Below are 18,652 nucleotides of genomic sequence, written 5' to 3'. Positions count from 1 at the left end.
CCGCCGACGCTAGCCAGCTGGAGTGCGCTCCAAGCAAGACCCATTGTCGCGGGACGAGCGGGATTCAGCTGTAGTCCGGCAGCTCCTGGACGGCCCACCGATTGCCGTCGGGATCCTTGAAGAAGGTGAACAGGCCCCAGCCCATGTCCTGCACCGGCGTCGCCGCCACGCCTGCGGCCACCAGCTGCTCGTAGGCCTGCTGCGCGCTCGGGACCACCATCTGCATGCCCTCGACACTGCCCGGCGCCGCGCCGGTGATCCCGCGGCCGATGCAGATCGAGCAGCCCGAGCCCGGCGGGGTGAGCTGGACGAAACGGATGTCCGGGCTCGGCGAGTGGTCGTGATCGGCGTTGAAACCGATGCTCGTGTAGAAATCCTTGGCTCGATCGACATCGGTGACCGGGATGGCGACGAGTTCGATTTTCCAGTCCATACCGCCAAGCATGGCACCGGACACCGACACGAACGTAGTGTGGATCACATGGCTGGTAAGGACATCGACCGGATCAGGGCCCGCTCGGCCTGGGAGACGGTCAAGGAGAGCCCGGTGATCACCGCCATCGCGGTGGCGCCGGTGGTACTCGTACTCGGCGTGGTCTGGTGGCTGACGAACGGATTCGTCGCCTTCCTGCTGCTGGTGCTGCTCGGGGTCGGCATCGTCATCGGCGGCAAACTGCTGAAGTAGGCCGCGATGCGCTCACCGGGGGACGTGGAAGTACGTCAGCTCGCCCGAACCTGGGTCGACCTGTGCCCACGACCGGTCGAACTCGATGACGGCCAATGCCGAGGTGGGGAACTTGCGGCTGAGCTCGGTGGCCTGATCGGAATCGCGGTTGGCCGCCAGTTCCCAAGCGGTCCACGGGATTCCGGGCACGTGGCCGATCACGAGCAGGGTGCCGATCGTGGCATCGGTGAGCTGGATCAGCTCGATCAGGGTGTGCGGGTCGGCCTCGTAGATCTCGTCGGTGTATTCCACCGGCGCGGCGATGCCGGTCACGGCCAGGGTCTGCCTGGTGCGGGTGGCGGTCGAGCAGCGAACCGCGTCGATCGGCGGCTGGGTGGCGCGCAGCCAGTCGCCGGCCAGCCCGGCCTCCCGTTGGCCCCGCGGCGCCAGCGGGCGCGCGTGATCCGCGACGCCGTCGGGGTACGCCGATTTTCCGTGCCGCATCAAGATGAGAGTCACCGCCATGGCCACCACCGTAATAGCGACCGCCGGTGAGGTAGCGGTCACACTCGAGGCACACTGAAAGCCACGTCACCGTAGACGGGTTCGTGGCCCACCCGCCACGGGCCCGCCGCGGACGGCGTCTCGAGCCACCGACCACACATTTCGAGGATCTGCACACTATGGCCTACGTCATCACGCAGCGTTGTTGCAACGACGCCAGCTGCGTCACCGAGTGCCCGGTCGACTGCATTCGCCCGACTCCCGACCAGCCGGAGTTCGCCACGGCGGAGATGCTCTACATCGACCCCGACACCTGCATCGACTGCGGCGCCTGTGTCGATGCCTGCCCGGTGGACGCCATCTTCTCCGAGGACGATCTGCCCGCCTCGCTGGCCAGGTACCGCGAGATCAACGCCGCCTACTTCCAGCGCCACCCGCTGGAGTCGAACTTCGATCCGCTGGTCACCCCGGCCAGGCCACCCAAGGATCTCGGCACTCTGCGCGTGGCCATCGTCGGGGCGGGGCCCGCCGCCTGCTACGCCGCCGACGAACTGCTGCGGCGCAGTGATGTGGAGGTGGAGATGTTCGACCGGCTGCCGACCCCGTGGGGTCTGGTCAGGGCCGGTGTCGCCCCGGACCACGCGGGCACCAAGAACGTGGCGAACATGTTCGACTCGGCCTTCCGCCGCGACACCCTGCAGTACTACCTCAATGTCGAGGTCGGCGAGCACATCGACCATCGGGAACTGCTCGACCACCACCACGCGGTGATCTACGCCGTCGGCGCGTCGAGCGACCGCAAGCTCGGGGTGCCCGGCGAGGATCTGCCAGGCAGTCATTCGGCCACCGAGTTCGTGGCCTGGTACAACGGCCATCCCGATTTCGCCGACCGCGAGTTCGACCTGTCCGGTGAGCGCGCGGTGATCGTCGGCAACGGCAATGTCGCCCTCGACGTGGCCCGCGTGCTCACCGTCGACCCGGACGAGCTGGCCAAGACCGATATCGCCGACCACGCGCTGGACGCCCTGCGGCGCAGCAATATCCGCGAGGTGGTGATCCTCGGCAGGCGCGGTCCGCTGCAGGCGGCCTACAGCACGCCGGAGTTCCTGGCGCTGACCCACCTCAAGGGTGTCGACGTGGTCGTCGACCCGGCCGAACTCGAGCTCGACCCGCACAGCCGGGCCCTGCTCGACGATCCGAACATCGAGCCGTCGCTGCGCCTGAAATACACCCTCGCCGAGGAATACTCGACCGCGAGCCACGACCCGTCGCACAAGCGGATCGTCTTCCGCTACCTGGCGACGCCGACCGCGGTGCACGGCACCGACAAGGCCACCGGGATCGAGTTCGCGCACAACGAGCTCACCCAGGAGAACGGGCAGCTGGTGGCCACCGCCACCGGCCGCACCGAGACCATGGAGACCGGACTTGTGCTGCGCTCGATCGGCTACCGCGGCGTGCCGGTTCCCGGCCTGCCCTTCGACGACCGGCGCGGCACTGTGCCCAGCGAGCACGGCCGGGTCATCGATGGCGCCGAGCCGTTGGCGGGGGTGTATGTCTCCGGCTGGATCAAGCGTGGTCCGCGCGGCGTGATCGGCTCCAACCGGGTCGACGCCGAGGAGACGGTGGAGGCGCTGATCGCCGACTTCGTCGCGGGCAAGCTCACCGCGCCGATCGGTGACCGCGCCGCCCTGCAGGCGTTGCTGGCCCAGCGTCAGCCCGAGCTCGTCGACCGCAAGGGCTGGAAGACCATCGACCAGGCCGAGAAGTCCGCGGGCAAGGCAGCGGGGAGGCCGCGGGTCAAGTTCACCACCCGCGCCGATCTGCTCAAAGCGGCCAAGGGCTAGCCGAGCCGGCCCCGGTCCGGTGACGGGCCGGGGCTACTCCGGCAGGGGCATGATCCGTACGACCGTGGTGGTGATCCCACCGACCACGAACCACAGCCGTAGCACCGGCCGTCCGGTCGGGTCACCCGGCTCGTAGCGCGCGCGCACCGTGATGTGTTCCCGCGCCAGCACCGGTGCCACGTACTCGATCACCGCGCGATGCGGGCCTGCGACCAGCTTCGGGTAGTCGACCAGGAACTGTTCGACGGCCTGCCAGTAGCAGGTGTGGTTGACGTGGTTGAACTGGTCGATATCGGTGGCGCGCACCGGGAACGGCAGATCGGTATCGGACTCGCGCGGTGCCGGATCGGTGAGATACGGGCGCCAGCGCAGCCGGTGTTCGTCGGTGGATCGGGCCAGGTAGGCAAGGCCGTCGTCGCTGATCCTGGCGGGCAGATTGCTCGACTCGCTGAGGTTGATCCAGAACCCCTCGGTCTCGATCAGGCCGCCGTCGTCGCTGGTGATCCTGGTGCGCATGTTGGTCCAGCGGGTCGACATGCTCGCGCACCAGCGCCGCAGCTGTACCTGATCCGGCCAGGTGATCGGCCGGATGACGTCGATGACGGTGCGGCGCACGATCCAGGTGGGATCGGTGCGGTGCAGCTGGGTCTGGTGCAGCTCGTCCCAGGAGATGTCCTGCAGATAGCGCGCCACGGCATCGAAGCGCAGCCGCTGATAGGGATCCACGTCGCCAGCCCGGACGGGCCACGCCGCGGCGAAGCCCATGCCCTCCTGGGGAAGCGGGGCCAGTGGCTGATCGAGTGACACTTGTGCTCCTTGCACGGCACACCGGGGCGCGCCGCGACTTCTTGCGTAGTTCCGCATACGACTTTACGGGTCGTGGATCACACCATGACAGACCTACCCGCTCCCCGGTAGCCTGCAGGAATGGTCGCCGGGGCGATGGCAGGCGCGATGTTCGGCCGCTATGAGATGCGCAGACTGCTCGGAGTCGGCGGTATGGGGGAGGTCTACGAGGCCTTCGACACCTCGAAGAACCGCACCGTCGCCGTCAAGGTGCTCAACCGCGAGCTGGCCGCCGACCCGGTGTTCGTGCAGCGTTTCCGCCGCGAATCACACGCGATGGCGAGTGTTCAGGAGCCGCACGTCATCCCCGTGCACGACTGGGGCGAGGTCGACGGTGTCCTCTATATCGATATGCGGCTGGTCAAGGGCACCGATCTGAAGGAGCGCCTGCAACGGCACGGCAGCCTCACCCCCGGCGAATCGGTGCAGGTGGTCGAGCAGATCGCGGCCGCGCTCGACGCCGCCCACGAGACCGGGCTCGTCCATCGCGATGTGAAGCCGGCCAATATCCTGCTCACCAGCAATCTGTTCGCCTATCTCGTGGATTTCGGGATCGCGCACACCGCCACGGATCCGCAGCTCACCAGCACCGGCAGCGCTGTCGGCTCGATGGCGTACATGGCACCGGAGCGGTTCGCCGAAGCCCCGTTGACCGGCGCCGTCGACACCTACGCCCTCAGCTGCGTGCTGTACGAATGCCTGGTCGGGCGGGTGCCGTACCCGGTGAACAGCCTCGCGGGCGCGATCGGCTCGCACCAGATGGCGCCGCCGCCACGACCGAGCGCCGCCGATCCCGCACTCGCTGCCTTCGACCCGGTGATCGACCGCGGCATGGCCAAGCGACCGGAGGACCGCTACGCCACCCCTGGTGACTTCGGCAGGGCCGCGCGGGCCGCGCTCATCCATGCGGAACGGTCGGCGCCGTCGACCGTTCCTGGTCCGCAGGTGTCCGGGCCGGTGACGCCGTCGACCGCGCGGCCGCACTGGTCCGAGCAGCCACCGCCGCCGACGGTATCGGGCCCACAGGTGGCGGTCGAACCTGGACCGTTCACGCCGGTGCGGCGACCGGCGCCGCACGCGGGCACCGGCGCCCCGATGGCGCGGCCGCCGGCCCAGCGGTCCGGCACGGGTCCTGAGCTGCCCGCTGCCGCGTCGGCCGGCCCGCTGACCCGTGGACCCGAGCAGCCGCCCGCGGTATCGGGATTCCACGCGGTGAGCCACCCCGGTGCGGGCGCTCCACCGGCGCAGCCACGCCTGCCCTCGGGTGCCGACTCCGTCGAGTCGCGACAGCGCCCGACCGCGCGGATGACCCAACCGGCGGCGAGCGAATCGACTCACCCCTCGGCACCACTGCCGCTACCGCCGCGGCGCGGTTCGTCGACGCCGATTCTGGCGGGCGCGCTCGGTGCGCTGATCGTGGTCGCGGCGGTCGGCGTCGCGGTCTGGGTGTTGCTGAGCGTCACCGACGACAAGCAGACCGTCGCCGACCCGCCGTCGACGACCGGCGCCCAGGTTCCGCCGCCACCGGTGATCGTCACCGTCAGCCAGCAGGTGCCGCCCACCCAGGCTGGGACCAGCGCACCGCCGTCCCCGCCGTCGACGACCCTGCCCCCGCTCCAATCCGCCGTCGCCGGCGCCGACGGGCAGGGCTTCTACTCCGGCCCGCGGTGCAACGACAACGACGCCGCCATGTCGATCGCGCGCACCACGAAGTCGCGGGTCGTCATCTGCCACACCGGTGTCGGCCGCTACTACTACAAGGGAGAGCGGGTCAGCGACGGGCTCGGCCTCGAACTCGACGATCCGGTGCCGACCGGTGGTGGCGGTTTCACCGCGACCAATCCCACCGACGGCACCCGCTACGCGCTCACCGCCGCTGGGCTGGTGATCACCAGGGACGGTTCGGTGCTAGGCAGCGAGCCGGTGACCGAATTCGCCTACCGCTGACCGCGCCACCGGGATATGTTCGCCGGAGTAGGTGCCACGAAGAAGAGGACTTGAACCCATGCGCGCAGCCCAGGTCGCCCAGCTGGACGGACCGTCCGCGATCGAGATCGTCGACCTGCCCGAACCGGCGGCCTATCCCGGTGGGGTGGTCATCGACGTGCACGCCGCGGGCATCGCCTTCCCCGATGTCCTGATGACGCGGGGCCTCTACCAGATGAAGCCGGCGCTGCCGTTCGTGGTCGGCGGCGAGGTGGCGGGTGTGGTGCGGGTGGCGCCGGAGGGCTCGGCACTGCGGCCGGGTGACCGGGTCGCCGCGCTCACCATGCTCGGCAATGCCGTCGCCGAGGTGGCCGTCTCGCCCGAGCACGCCGTCTTCCGGCTGCCCGACACCGTATCGCTGGAGGCGGGCGCTGGGATCCTGTTCAACGACCTCACCGTCCATTTCTGCCTGACCAAGCGGGGCAGGCTGGCGGCGGGGGAGACCGTGCTCGTGCACGGCGCCGCCGGTGGCATCGGCACCTCCACGTTGCGCATGGCGCAGGCGCTCGGCGCGGGACGGGTGATCGCGGTGGTCAGCACCGAGGAGAAGGCCAAGGTGGCACGCGCCAACGGTGCCACCGACGTGGTGCTCACCGAGGGCTGGGCGGCCGCGGTCAAGGAGCTCACCGCGGGCCACGGGGTGGATATCGTGCTCGACCCGGTCGGCGGCGACCGCTTCACCGACAGCATTCGCTCGCTGGCGCCGGGCGGCAGGCTGCTCGTGGTCGGCTTCACCGCCGGTGAGATCCCGACCGTGAAGGTGAACCGGCTGCTGCTCAAGAACGTCGAGGTGGTCGGCGCCGCCTGGGGTGAGTGGATCATGCGCAACCCGGCCTATCTGGCCGAACAGTGGGCCGAGGTGGAACCGCTGCTGGCCTCGGGTGCGATCACCGCCCCGGTCCCGGTGCTGTACCCGCTCGAGCGCACCGCCGAAGCGGTTGCCGCGCTGGACAACCGGACCGCGACGGGCAAGGTCGTCGTCCAGGTGCGGTGATTCGCCCGCGGGTATCGTCCGCGCGGACGGAAGGAATCGCATGCTGCTGTCGAATCGGGTATTGAACCGGACGCTGCTCGCGCGCCAGCACTTGCTCGAGCGTGCCACGCTCACCGTGCCGCAGCTGTGTGAGCACCTGATCGGTCTACAGGCCCAGGATGTCCCGCCGCCGTTCGTCGGATTGTGGAGCCGGATGGCGGATTTCGATCCGGCGACGGTGTCGGCGGGGCTGGCGGACCGCTCGCTGGTGCGGATCACCCTGATGCGCGGCACCATCCACCTGGTCACCCCGCCCGACGCCCTCCGTATCGCACCCCATATCCAGCCGGAACTGGAGAAGGCCCCGTTCCGCAAGGGTTTCAACTACGGCGCGATGGTCGGTCTCGATCCCGACGAGGTCCGCGCGCACGGCGAGGCGGTGCTCGGTGACGAGCCCATGTCGGCCACCGCCCTGCGCGCCGAGGCCGCCCGGATCTACCCCGATCGCGACGCGGGCGCGGTCGTCCAGACCTGGCTGTATCAGCTCCCGGTGCTGCAGACCCCACCGCGCGGCCGATGGCGCGACAACAGCAGGCCGGTGTGGTCGCGGGTGCAGTCCTGGCTCGGCGCGCCGCTCGACCCGGACTACCCGGTGTCCGAGCTCATCCTGCGCTACCTGCGCGCGTTCGGTCCGGCCACCACCATGGACATGCAGACCTGGTCCCGGCTGCCTGCGATGAAGCGGGCAGTCGCCGAGCTGGGCGATCGCGTGCGCACCTACACCGACGAGCGCGGCCGCACCCTCTACGACGCCGCCGATCTCGAGCCGGCCGACCCCGACTTGCCCGCCCCCGTCCGGCTGCTCGGCTGGTACGACAACGCGCTGCTCTCCCATCAGGACCGTGCGCGGATCGTCGGCGAACCGGTCACGCCGTCGCGTACCTTCGGCGCCGCGGTCTCGCCGGTGCTCGTCGACGGTTTCCTGGCCGGGATGTACAAGATCTTCGTGCGGTCGGGCACCGCCCGCCTGCGCATCAGCCCGACCAGGCCGTGGACGAAAGCCGAAGCCGCGCAGGTGGAACCGGAGGCCGCCGCGTTGCTCGGCTTCCTCGAACCGGAGTCGGCGCCGAGCGTGGAGATTCTGGAGCCTGGCGCGGACGTCCGGCCGTGACACGTCTTTAACCTCGGGGCAACACAGCCTTCCTAGGGTCGTCGGCACGACGTTCATGGCTGCAACGGACGACGGGCACCGCTGAACCAGGCGGGCGAACCAGCCGCATCCCGAAAGAGGTGCGCGCATGGGTTCTCCCGCGTCCGTGGTGATCACCGATGTCACCGTCTACACCGAGCAGGGCTGGGCCGCAGGCGAGGTCGTGGTTCGCGACGGTATCGTCGTCGCCCTCGCGGCCGGGCCCGAGCATGCCGGGCTGCCCCGGTTCGACGGCGGCTCCGGCTACCTGCTTCCCGGCTTCGTCAACACCCACACCCACCTGCAACAGGCCGCGCTGCGCGGGGTCGGCGAGGGCCTGCCGCTGCTGGAGTGGCTGCGCTGCGTGGGGGAGTACACCGTCGCGGCCACCCCGGAGCAGACCTATCTGTCGGCGCTGGCAGGTGGGCTCGAGCTGCTGCGCAGCGGTGTCACCACGGTGGTCGAACACCTGTGGCCCAATCCGTCCGACGCGATCCACCAGGCCATGATCCGGGCGCTGGACGAGCTCGGCATCCGGGTGGTGCTCGGTCGTGGCATCGCCGATCGCGCCGACCGCACCCGCAAGTGGGGCCTCGACCCGCGCCTCATGCAGCCGCTCGACGATGCCATCGCCCATGTCGACGCACTCGACAAGCAGCTGCTCGGTACCCGCATCACCACCGCGCTCGCGGTGCCCAATCCGCGCTGTCTCACCCCGGAGGGTATGGCGACGGTCGGCGAGTACGCCAGGGCCACCGGGAAAATGGTGTCGATACATGTGCTGGAGACCAGCACCGACGAGGACATGTGCCGATTGCATGCGGGTGTCGGCGCGGTCGACTACCTCGACGCGAGCGGCTTCCTCACCGACCGCACCCTGGCGGTGCACTGTGTGCACCTCGACGCGCACGGCCGCGCGGTGTTCGCCGATCGCGGGGTGACGGTCTCCTACAACCCGGTGTCGAACATGCGCCTCGGCAGCGGAATCGCTCCGGTACCGGCGATGCTCGCCGCGGGCATCGACGTGACGCTCGGCGTCGACGGTGCCGCGAGCAATGACACCCAGGACCTGCTGCTCGCCCTGCGCATGGGCGCCTTCCTGCAGCGTGCGGCCAACGCGCAGGCCGATCTGCTCGGTATCGATGAGATGTTGCACATGGCCACCGGTGCGGCGGGCCGGGTGCTCGGTCGGCCTGGCCGGACCGGCATCGCGATCGGGGATCGGGCCGATCTCACCCTGGTCCGCTTCGACCGCGATTTCGCCTGCCTGCCCGTCCTCGATCCCGGCGCGACCCTGCTCACCGCCGCTTCACCGCGGGTGATCGACACCGTCTGGGTCGACGGTGAGGCCGTTCTCCGCGACGGCCGCAGTACCAGGGTCGACGCCGAGGACCTGGCGAGTCGCCTGATCCGCATGCGCTGATTGTTAATACGCCGGAAACGAATCATGCATTGCATGTAATTCAGTCAGTTCAAACTGATGAAGACCAGAAGTTGCACGCAGTATTGCAGAGAAGGTGAGCACGTGACGCTCTACGACACGGTGAACGACGCCGACGCGAGGACGCTGCTCTCCGGCCTGGCGGTCTCCTTCGCCGGGGTGAGCAAGCGCTTCGGTGGCACCGGCAGCGAGCCGGGCACCCTCGCCCTGACCGAGATCGATCTCGACCTGCGCGAAGGGGAATTCGTCGCGGTGGTCGGCCCGTCCGGCTGCGGCAAGTCGACCCTGCTTCGCCTGGCCGCCGGGCTGGAGCGGGTGAGCGAGGGCGCCGTCGCGGTGAAGACCGACTCGATCGGCTTCATCTTCCAGGAGGCGACCCTGCTGCCATGGCGCAAAGTCCGCCGCAATATCGAACTCTCGGCCGAACTGGCCGGCATCGACCGGTCGGTGCGGCGCGAGCGCGTCGCACGGGCGATCGACGCGGTCGGCCTCGCCGATTTCGCGAACAAGCTGCCGCATCAGCTCTCCGGTGGCATGCGCATGCGGGTGTCGCTGGCCAGGGCGCTCACGCTGGAACCGCGGCTGATGCTGCTCGACGAGCCGTTCGGCGCGCTCGACGAGATGACCAGGCTGAACATGCAGGAGGAGCTGCTCCGCCTGTACCGCGACAACGCCTTCACCGCCCTGTTCATCACCCATTCGGTCTCCGAGGCGGTCTTCCTCGCTTCGCGGGTGGTGGTGATGTCGGCGCGGCCTGGCCGTGTCCACGAGGTGATCGACGTCGACCTGCCTTATCCGCGGGACCGGGAGCTGCGCTTCGACCCCGCCTTCACCGAACTCGTCTCGCGCGTCTCGCGCTCGCTGAAAGAGGCTGCCTGATGGTCAGTATCGCGGCCGGAACCGCCACCCCCACCGCATCGTCGCGGCCGAAGCTGCCGCTCGCTCCGCTTCGCGGCATCGGGAAATCGCTTGTCGCCCCCGCAGTCTCGATCACCCTGGCGCTCGGCGCGTGGTACGCGGTCTCGATGCTGCTGCTCAGCGAGAGCCGTCGGTTCCTGCTGCCACCGCCGCATGCCGTGTTCGCCGAATCGCTGGCCGACCCGGCCACCTTGGCGGTGATGGGCGAGGCGCTCGGTGTCACCGCCAGGGTCGCGCTGACCGGGCTGCTCCTCTCGGCGGTGCTCGGCATCGCCATCGCGGTCCTGATGAGCCAGGCCAAGCCGATCGAGAACGTGGTCTACCCCTACGCCGTGGTCCTGCAGGCGATTCCGGTGCTGGCTGTCGTGCCGCTGATCGGGCTGTGGCTCGGCTACGGCTTCGCCGCGCGCACCACCGTGTGCGTGCTCATCGCCATCCACCCGATCATCGCTATGACACTGTTCGGCATCAAATCGGTCGACGCAAACCTCCAGGAACTGTTCACCCTCGGCCGCGCGGGCAGGCTGCGCAGGCTCTGGTCGTTGCAGATGCCCGCCGCGCTGCCGTCGACCCTGACCGGATTGCGCACCGCCGCCGGACTCTCGGTCACCGGCGCGATCATCGGCGACATGTTCTTCGCGCAGGGCAAACCCGGCATCGGCACCCTGCTCGACACCTATCGCGCCCGCCTGCAATCGGAGGACCTGATCGGCGCGCTGGTGCTGGCTGCTCTGTTCGGCGTGCTCGTGTTCACCGCGTTCACCGTCCTGCAGAAGGTCAGTGTCGGCCGCTGGCACAACTCCGCGCACTAGCTGTTCCCCCTGCACAGAGGATCATCAATGAAGTCATTTCCGTCGCGCGGCATCGGCATCGCCGCGCTCGCCATCGCCATGGCCGCCTGTTCGGCCGACCCCGCCGACACACCGGCCGTCGCGCTGGAACCCGCCCCCGCCGAGCAACAGCTCGCCGATGTCTGCCCGGCCACCGTCGTCGTCCAGTTGCAGTGGGCGCCGGAAACCGATTCCGGGCCGATCTTCGGGCTGCTCGGACCCGGCTACCAGGTCGACGCCGACAACAACAAGATCACCGGCCCGCTCGTCACGGGCGGCAAGGACACCGGCGTCGACCTCGAGATCAGGGCGGGCGGTCCGGCCATCGGCTTCCAGACGGTGCCGTCGCAGATGTATGTCGACTCCGATATCACCCTCGGCCTCGCGCATTCCGAACAGGCGATCGCCGCCGCCGGGCAGCAGCCGATCGTCGCCGTCACCACCTTGCTGCGCAACAGCCCGCAGATGCTGATGTGGGACCCACAGACCAACCCCGACTGGCAGGGCATCGCCGATATCGGCAAGTCCGGTAAGCCGATCGTGGTGTCCAAGGGCCAGCTGTACCCGAACTGGCTGGTGGCCCGCGGTCTGGTGGGGCAGGAACAGATCGACGCCTCCTACGACAATTCGCCCTCGCGTTTCGTCAGCGATCCGTCCTTCGCTCAGCAGGGTTTCGCCAACGCCGAGCCCTTCACCTACGAGCACGAGGTGCGCGCCTGGAACAAACCGGTCGCCTACCAGCTGCTCAAGGATGTCGGCTACGAGGGCTACGCCCGCACGGTGAACGTGCGCGCCGACAAGCTGACCGAACTGCGGCCGTGCCTGAGCAAGCTGGTGCCGATGATCCAGCAGGCCACCGCCGAGTTCATGGCCGACCCCGCACCCGTCGACGCGATCGTCGTCGACGTGGTCGAACGCAACCCCAAGCTCAACCCCTACAGCGCCGAACTCGCCACCTACGGCTCGCGGGCCCTGATCGACGGCGGCCTGATCGGCAACGACACCGACGGCGTCCTCGGCAGTTTCGACGAGGCCCGCGTGCAGCGCATCATCGACGAATTCGGTCCCATCCTGCGCGAAGGCGGTGCCGACGTGCCCGCGGGCCTCACCGCGAAGGACCTGGTCACCAAGGAATTCCTCGACACCGACATCTCCGTCACCGGATAAGGAGTCACCACAATGACCGCCAGTTACGACCTGTCCGAGGTCTCGCGCGAGAAGCAGATGGGTGGGCTCGGCAAGGAAACCGATACCCGCGAGATCCGCATCGTCGACCTCACCGATTTCGACGACCGCCGCGCCGAGATCACCGAGCAGCTCTGGGACGCCGCCACCGAGATCGGCTTCTTCCAGCTCTCCGGCCACGGCATCCCGCAGCATCTGATCGACGAGATGTTCGGCGCCACCGCCGATTTCTTCGCCCTGCCGGAATCGGTGAAGGGTCGGTACCCGCTGGTCAAGCAGCACAACGCCGGCTGGGAGAGCATGAGCCAGGTGCGGCCGTCGATCGGCGTGCCCGACCAGAAGGAGTCCTATCAGGTCACCCGGCCGCATATGGATCAGCTCTGGCCGAGCGAGGCCGAACTCGCCGGATTCCGGTCCCGTGTACTCGATTTCGAGGCACGCGCCTGGTCGGTGGCGATGCGGGTGCTTTCCTGTTTCGCCGACCGGCTCGGCCTGCCGCGCGAACACTTCACCGCCGCTCACGATCCCGGTTCCCCGGACTACCAGAGCACGCTGCGGCTGCTGCACTACTTCGCGGTGCCCGCGGAGCTGCGCGGGGTGCCGGGGCGCTGGCGGGCGGGCGCGCACACCGACTTCGACTGCCTGACCCTGCTGTTCCAGCGCGACGGCCAGGGCGGCCTGCAGGTCTGTCCCGGCAAGGAGATGGCGGACCAGGAGTGGACCTCGATCACGCCGTCGTCGAGCCTGATCACCTGCAATATCGGCGATATGCTCACCCGCTGGAGCGATGACCTGCTGCCGTCGAACTTCCACCGGGTGCGCAGCCCAGGGGAGGGCGAATACCAGGGCGATCGCTACAGCATCGCCTACTTCGCCCAGGCCGACCGGGACGCGATCATCCAGGGGCCCGCGGGCAAGTATCCGCCCGTCACCGCCGCCGATTTCCTGACCCAGCGCGTGCAGGCCAACTACCAGCCCAAGGGATAATCGAGTCCCCACCGGAAAGGACCATCGCGATGACCGACGAGAGCTCCGCGCTGCTCGGGCAATCCGTCCATCGGCAGCTTCGGCAGCTGGTCCTTTCCGGCGAGCTGGCGCCGGGCAGGCCGCTGAGCGTGCCTGCGCTGGCGACCCAGCTCGGCGTCAGCCGCAGTCCCGTCCGCGAGGCGGTACAGCAGCTCATCTACGAGGGTCTCGCCGTCAGCGCGCCGCACGCGGGCGCCAAGGTGGCCGCCGTCGACGCGGACCAGATCCGCGATGTCCTCGCGGTCAGGGCCGCGCTCGACGGGCTCGCCGCCGCGGCCGCGGCCACCCGGCTCACCGAGTCCGAGCTCGACAAGCTCGCGAGCATCATCGCCGCCCAGGAAGCCAATCTCGACGACACCACCGACGCCGCCCGCGACGCCCAGCTCGACCTGGAATTCCACACCTTCATCCGGGACGCCGCAGGCAACGACTGCCTGGCCGACGAGCTGGCCAGGCTGGAGGCCAAGGCCCACCTCTACCGCGGTGACCTGTGGTGTTCGGCGCGCAACCGCCGCGTGGCGTTGCGCGAGCACCGCCGGATCGTCGAGGCGCTCGAATCCGGTCACCCCGAATCGGCGCGCGCCGCCGCCGAAGCGCATGTGCACGGGCTGCTGACCAGGCTCGGCAGAGCGTGATCCGGCGCTAGCGCTGGTCCCGGTAGGCGGGTGCCTTGGCGGTGCCGGTCGGGGTGAGGGTGTGCAGCAGCGGCATGGTGCGGCGCGCGACCACCGTCGACAGCACGATCACGCTGTGTGAGCGCACCACCGCGCTGGTCTGATCGATGCTGAGCAGCACCGCTTGCAGACCCGCGTGCGAATCGGCGCCGATCCGGCACAGCACGTCACCGGACCCGGTGGTCGCATAGGCCTCCAGCACGCCGGGGATGGCGGTGAGTTCGGCGCTGACCGTGTCCAGCGCGCCCTGCGCGATCTCCAGGGTGACGAACGCCTGCACGTCGAAACCGGCCGCGGTGACATCGATCTGCGGATCGTAGGAGGCGATCACCCCGGATTCCTCCATCCGGTTGATCCTGGCCTGCACCGTCGCCCGCGCCACCTTGGTGCGGCGGGACAGCTCGAGGATGCCCGCCTTCTGGTACTCGTGCATCGCGGCCAGGATCGCCAGGTCGAGTTCGTCCAGTTTCGCGGGCGTGCGCATGGCGGGACCTCCTGCTCGGGTGCTATTCAAATTGTCCACCATCAGGCCCGCTCCGGTGACAACTCGAGGCAGCCTGTTCAGGCTCGGATGGTGAAGTTGCCCAGCTGGGCGGCAGCGAGATTTCCTAGGTCATGACCATTGAGCAGCAGCTCGTCGGGCTCATCGAGCACGACGACAGCGTCGATCCGTTTCCGGTGATCGGGTGGGACGCGCTGGTGTGGGTCGTCGGCAACGCGACCCAGTGCGCGCACTACCTGCAGTCGGCGTTCGGAATGCGGTTGGAGGCCTACTCGGGCCCCGAGACCGGCAATCGCGACCACAAGGCCTTCGTACTGCGCAGCGGCTCGGCGCGGTTCGTCGTACAGGGTGCGGTCGATCCGGACAGCCCACTGGTCGCCCATCACGACCGGCACGGCGACGGCATCGTCGACATCGCGCTCGAGGTCCCCGATGTGGACCGCTGCATCGGCTGGGCACGCGAGCACGGCGCCCGCATCGTGGTCGAACCACACGACGAGACCGACGAATTCGGTACCGTCCGCACCGCGGCGCTCGCCACCTACGGCGAGACCAGGCACACCCTGGTCGACCGGTCCGGGTACTACGGGCCGTACCGGCCCGGCTACGTCGCTCGCACGTCCACCCACCGGCACCGCGGCGCCCGACTGTTCCAGGCGATCGATCACGTGGTCGGCAATGTGGAACTCGGGATGATGGACCGCTGGGTCGAGTTCTACCGCGCCGTCATGGGATTCACGAACATGGCCGAGTTCGTCGGCGACGACATCGCCACCGAGTACTCCGCCCTGATGAGCAAGGTCGTCGCCAACGGCAACCACCGGGTGAAGTTCCCGCTCAACGAACCGGCGGTGGGCCGCAAGCGTTCTCAGATCGACGAGTACCTCGAGTTCTATCGCGGCCCCGGCGTCCAGCACATCGCGCTGGCCACCGGCGACATCATCGCCACCGTCGACGCCATGCGCGCGGAAGGCGTGGAATTCCTGCCGACCCCCGACACCTACTACGAGGACCCGGAACTGCGCGCACGGATCGGCCGCGTGCGGGTCCCGGTGGGCGAGTTGCAGCGCCGCGGGATCCTGGTCGACCGCGACGAGGACGGCTACCTGCTGCAGATCTTCACCCGCCCGATCGCCGACCGGCCGACGGTCTTCTTCGAAATCATCGAGCGACACGGGTCACTCGGCTTCGGAAAAGGCAATTTCAAGGCCCTCTTCCAGGCCATCGAACGCGAGCAGGCGGCCCGCGGAAACCTGTGAGTAGTACGGCGCACCGCCTCTGGATGGCAGTATTCGCACGTAGCGCCACGGGCGTTGAATGGCAACGTAGATGCACGATGGTCTGGCGATTTCCTCGCCAGACCATCGTGCGTTCAGCGTCCAGTCTAGCCCTGCGGTTTTGATTTTTCCCTAAGTATCTGCTGGGCGACATAGAGGCCCAGCGCAACAGCCGCGCCGAAGGTGAGAACTAGAACCACAGAAGACTTTGTACTGCGCAGAACCTCAATTCCTGCGACAATAAGTGCAACTAGCGTGACTATATTAAGCCAGAAAGCTAATCGCTTAACCAAAGTCATTGAGCTCCGCTCACTCTCTACTGTAGTTCCTGTTCTGGCATTGTATACCTCAGACCATCCCTATGCTCGGGTGGACGCTGGCTTTCGGCTGTGGGCATGGAACCACTCTGTCCAGGTCCGAGATGTCGTAGCAGGTAGACCCGGCCGGGATGTCGATAATCTCGCCTTCCTTGAACATCTCGCACTGATCGAAAATCACGGCCGTAGCGGAACTTGCCCCTAAGGGATGTCCCGTAAGTCTGACTCGGTGACAGTGCCAGTCCACCGGCCAGGAATCAGCAGGCGTGGGCAAGGTTGGCCAGCCTCGCCACCCCGGACATCGCGACACTCACCCCATCACCGCGCAACCGGCAGTCGCGCAATATCTTCCAGGTCTTCATCCGGGCGAAGGCATGCTCGACACGGGCGCGGACCTTGCGGTGGGACTTGTTGTGTGCCTGTTTCCATTCCGGCAGCTCGACACCAGGTGAGCGGCGGTGCGGGATGATCAAGCCGGTGCCCTGGTAGCCGCCATCAGCGATCACCACCGCGTTGCGGCAAGCCTCGGCCGCACCGGACTCGGTCCAGGCCCGGCAGTCGTTGCGGTTGCCCGGCAACGGCCGCCCGAGCGCGACGACGAGCTCGGTGTCGGCATCGATCACGACCTGATGATTGGTCGAGTACCGGTAGTTCTTACTCTGGGCGGCGACCTTGTGATCACGGGTCGGGACCAGGGTCCCGTCCACGATCAACACCGCACCACGGCCGAACCGGGCCCGGGGCCGTAGCGCCAACGCCGGCCCCAGGTCATCGATCACCCGGGCCGCAGCCGATTTCGAGACCCCGAACACCGCCGCGAGCTGACGCATCGTGAGGTTGGTCCGCCAGTAGGAGGCCACCAGCAACACCCGGTCTTCGAAACACAACCCCCAAGGCCGGCCCCGCAACGGCCGATCGGGACTGCTGCAGGGATAGGTGACAACTGATTTGGCTTGCCTTCGGGTGGGCTGGAAGGATGTCGCTGTGCCCAAGCCCTACCCTCGTGAGTTCCGCGACGATGTCGTGCGCGTGGCTCGCAACCGCGACGACGGCGTGACCCTGGAGCAGGTCGCCGCCGATTTCGGGGTGCATCCGATGACGCTGTCGAAATGGATGCGCCAAGCCGATGTCGACGAGGGCACCAAACCAGGCACCAGCACCAGCGAGTCGGCCGAGCTGCGGGCGGCGAAACGGCGAATCCGGTTGCTGGAGCAGGAAAACGAGGTCCTCAAGAGAGCCGCCGCCTATTTCGCGCAAGCGAACCTGCCGGGAAAATGACCTACCCGCTCGTCCGCGAGCTGGCCGAAGACGGGATCCCCGTCGCGGTGACGTGCCGGGTGCTGGATCTGGCCCGCCAGCCCTATTACCGGTGGCTCGACGAACCGGTCACAGACGCCGACCTCGAGGCGGCCTATCGGGCCAACGCCCTGTTCGACGCCCACCGCGACGATCCCGAATTCGGATATCGATTCCTGGCCGACGAGGCCCGCGCCGCGGGCGAACCGATGGCCGACCGCACCGCCTGGCGGATCTGCTCGGACCACGGCTGGTGGAGTGTGTTCGGCAAGAAGCGCACCGGCAAGGGCAGACCCGGTCCGCCGGTCCACGACGATCTGGTGCAACGCAACTTCACCGCCGACGCCCCGAATCGCGTGTGGCTGGCCGATATTTCCGAACATCGGACCGGTGAGGGCAAGCTCTATATTTGCGCGGTCAAGGACGTGTACTCCAACCGGATCGTCGGCTATTCCATCGACTCTCGGATGAGATCGAGCCTCGCAGTCCGCGCCCTCAATAACGCGGTGGGCCGCCGCGGTGAGGTGGCCGGCTGCATCCTGCACACCGACCGCGGCTCGCAAGGCGGATTCAACTGGTCGTCGCAACACCTTGACCGTGGAGGTGTTGCGCAGTGGCGACGAAGGACTGGGTCGCGAAGACGAGCGAGGTTCCCGAAGGGGCTCGACGGCAGTGGCGCGCGGATCGGGCGTTGCGGCCCCCGATGCGCTCGCCTGGTCGGCCTGAGCCCTCGCGGGCGGTGCAGCGGCAGTTCTGGCGTCTGATCGCGACGGGCATCACCTCGGCCGAAGCAGCGTTGAAGGTGGGCGTATCCGTGCCGGTTGGGACCCGCTGGTTCCGCCACGCTGGCGGCATGCCGCCGATCTCTCTGGCCGAGCCCACCGGGCGTTACCTGTCCTTCGAGGAGCGTGAGGAAATCGCGCTGCTGCGCGCCAAGCAGGTCGGCGTGCGTGAGATCGCGCGCAGGATCGGCCGCGACCCGGGGACGATTTCCCGCGAACTGCGGCGCAACGCGGCCACGCGCAGCGGGAAGCAGGAATACCGGGCGTTGGTGGCGCAGTGGAAGGCTCAGCAGGCGGCGAAGCGTCCGAAGACAGCGAGGCTCGCGACGAATGACAGGCTGCGTGAGTACGTCCAGGAGCGCCTCGCCGGGAATATCCGCCGGCCCGACGGCAGC

19 protein-coding genes and 1 pseudogene are annotated in these 18,652 nt (G+C 68.3%); 15 read left to right on the top strand and 5 right to left on the bottom strand.

Annotation, left to right across the window (positions count from 1 at the left end; genetic code table 11):
- Window positions 1-64: 64 nt before the first annotated feature.
- Window positions 65-433: a VOC family protein gene (locus ACFOW8_RS13405; protein ID WP_378550813.1), complete on the bottom strand. Its 369-nt coding sequence runs from the start codon at window positions 431-433 to the stop codon at window positions 65-67.
- A gap of 48 nt (window positions 434-481) precedes the next feature.
- On the opposite strand from ACFOW8_RS13405, the gene ACFOW8_RS13400 reads away from it, so the two are divergent.
- Window positions 482-685 carry a hypothetical protein gene (locus ACFOW8_RS13400; protein ID WP_378550811.1) on the top strand — a complete coding sequence of 68 codons (204 nt, stop codon included), beginning with the start codon at window positions 482-484 and terminating at the stop codon, window positions 683-685.
- A gap of 12 nt (window positions 686-697) precedes the next feature.
- On the opposite strand, the gene ACFOW8_RS13395 is transcribed toward ACFOW8_RS13400, so the two are convergent.
- On the bottom strand, window positions 698-1,189 hold the full coding sequence (locus ACFOW8_RS13395; protein ID WP_378550809.1) for a SixA phosphatase family protein: 492 nt from the start codon (window positions 1,187-1,189) through the stop codon (window positions 698-700).
- A 158-nt stretch (window positions 1,190-1,347) separates the two neighbouring features.
- Here ACFOW8_RS13395 and ACFOW8_RS13390 point away from each other — a divergent pair, with 158 nt between their 5' ends.
- Complete coding sequence (locus ACFOW8_RS13390; RefSeq protein WP_378550807.1) at window positions 1,348-3,015, top strand: FAD-dependent oxidoreductase; 1,668 nt, start codon at window positions 1,348-1,350, stop codon at window positions 3,013-3,015.
- Between the two features lie 33 nt (window positions 3,016-3,048).
- On the opposite strand, the gene ACFOW8_RS13385 is transcribed toward ACFOW8_RS13390, so the two are convergent.
- The gene (locus ACFOW8_RS13385) at window positions 3,049-3,822 is read right to left on the bottom strand and encodes an acyl-[acyl-carrier-protein] thioesterase (protein ID WP_378550804.1); all 774 of its coding nucleotides are present in this window, start codon (window positions 3,820-3,822) and stop codon (window positions 3,049-3,051) included.
- Window positions 3,823-3,942: 120 nt separating this feature from the next.
- Between ACFOW8_RS13385 and ACFOW8_RS13380 the strand changes: the two genes are divergently transcribed.
- From ACFOW8_RS13380 to ACFOW8_RS13340, 9 genes are all read left to right on the top strand, one after another.
- The gene (locus ACFOW8_RS13380) at window positions 3,943-5,808 is read left to right on the top strand and encodes a serine/threonine-protein kinase (RefSeq protein ID WP_378550802.1); all 1,866 of its coding nucleotides are present in this window, start codon (window positions 3,943-3,945) and stop codon (window positions 5,806-5,808) included.
- A gap of 58 nt (window positions 5,809-5,866) precedes the next feature.
- Window positions 5,867-6,841 carry an NADPH:quinone oxidoreductase family protein gene (locus ACFOW8_RS13375; protein WP_378550800.1) on the top strand — a complete coding sequence of 325 codons (975 nt, stop codon included), beginning with the start codon at window positions 5,867-5,869 and terminating at the stop codon, window positions 6,839-6,841.
- A gap of 40 nt (window positions 6,842-6,881) precedes the next feature.
- Window positions 6,882-7,991, top strand: a complete 1,110-nt coding sequence (locus ACFOW8_RS13370; protein ID WP_378550798.1) for a winged helix DNA-binding domain-containing protein — start codon at window positions 6,882-6,884, stop codon at window positions 7,989-7,991.
- 127 nt (window positions 7,992-8,118) lie between these two features.
- Window positions 8,119-9,432 (top strand): amidohydrolase family protein, encoded by a 1,314-nt coding sequence (locus ACFOW8_RS13365; protein WP_378550796.1) that lies wholly within the window; start codon window positions 8,119-8,121, stop codon window positions 9,430-9,432.
- A 102-nt stretch (window positions 9,433-9,534) separates the two neighbouring features.
- Entirely contained in the window at window positions 9,535-10,329 is a 795-nt protein-coding gene (locus tag ACFOW8_RS13360; RefSeq protein WP_378550794.1) for an ABC transporter ATP-binding protein, read from the top strand.
- A complete protein-coding gene (locus ACFOW8_RS13355) occupies window positions 10,329-11,180 on the top strand; it encodes an ABC transporter permease (protein WP_378550792.1) in 852 nt (283 codons plus the stop codon). The genes ACFOW8_RS13360 and ACFOW8_RS13355 overlap by 1 nt, the downstream gene beginning before the upstream one ends.
- A 27-nt stretch (window positions 11,181-11,207) precedes the next feature.
- On the top strand, window positions 11,208-12,365 hold the full coding sequence (locus ACFOW8_RS13350) for a nitrate ABC transporter substrate-binding protein (protein ID WP_378550790.1): 1,158 nt from the start codon (window positions 11,208-11,210) through the stop codon (window positions 12,363-12,365).
- A 12-nt stretch (window positions 12,366-12,377) separates the two neighbouring features.
- Entirely contained in the window at window positions 12,378-13,370 is a 993-nt protein-coding gene (locus ACFOW8_RS13345; protein WP_378550788.1) for an isopenicillin N synthase family dioxygenase, read from the top strand.
- Window positions 13,371-13,399: 29 nt separating this feature from the next.
- On the top strand, window positions 13,400-14,044 hold the full coding sequence (locus tag ACFOW8_RS13340) for a GntR family transcriptional regulator (RefSeq protein WP_378550786.1): 645 nt from the start codon (window positions 13,400-13,402) through the stop codon (window positions 14,042-14,044).
- Between the two features lie 7 nt (window positions 14,045-14,051).
- Here the strand turns inward: ACFOW8_RS13340 and ACFOW8_RS13335 are convergent, their stop codons facing one another.
- Window positions 14,052-14,567: an Lrp/AsnC family transcriptional regulator gene (locus tag ACFOW8_RS13335; RefSeq protein ID WP_378550784.1), complete on the bottom strand. Its 516-nt coding sequence runs from the start codon at window positions 14,565-14,567 to the stop codon at window positions 14,052-14,054.
- Window positions 14,568-14,698: 131 nt separating this feature from the next.
- Between ACFOW8_RS13335 and hppD the strand changes: the two genes are divergently transcribed.
- A complete protein-coding gene (gene hppD / locus ACFOW8_RS13330; protein WP_378550782.1) occupies window positions 14,699-15,844 on the top strand; it encodes a 4-hydroxyphenylpyruvate dioxygenase in 1,146 nt (381 codons plus the stop codon).
- A 592-nt stretch (window positions 15,845-16,436) separates the two neighbouring features.
- Here the strand turns inward: hppD and ACFOW8_RS13325 are convergent.
- A pseudogene (locus tag ACFOW8_RS13325) lies at window positions 16,437-17,087 on the bottom strand (transposase); the annotation flags it as partial.
- A gap of 28 nt (window positions 17,088-17,115) precedes the next feature.
- Here ACFOW8_RS13325 and ACFOW8_RS13320 point away from each other — a divergent pair.
- From ACFOW8_RS13320 to ACFOW8_RS13310, 3 genes are all read left to right on the top strand, one after another.
- A complete protein-coding gene (locus ACFOW8_RS13320) occupies window positions 17,116-17,457 on the top strand; it encodes a transposase (protein WP_378550780.1) in 342 nt (113 codons plus the stop codon).
- Complete coding sequence (locus ACFOW8_RS13315) at window positions 17,454-18,239, top strand: DDE-type integrase/transposase/recombinase (RefSeq protein ID WP_378550779.1); 786 nt, start codon at window positions 17,454-17,456, stop codon at window positions 18,237-18,239. Before ACFOW8_RS13320 ends, ACFOW8_RS13315 begins: the two co-directional genes overlap by 4 nt.
- The coding region (locus ACFOW8_RS13310; protein WP_378550778.1) for a transposase at window positions 18,179-18,652 on the top strand (474 nt) is incomplete at its 3' end. The genes ACFOW8_RS13315 and ACFOW8_RS13310, both read left to right, overlap by 61 nt.

The organism is Nocardia rhizosphaerae, assembly GCF_042650365.1.
Classification (GTDB): domain Bacteria; phylum Actinomycetota; class Actinomycetes; order Mycobacteriales; family Mycobacteriaceae; genus Nocardia; species Nocardia rhizosphaerae.
This window is presented reverse-complemented; position numbering and strand designations above follow the sequence as displayed.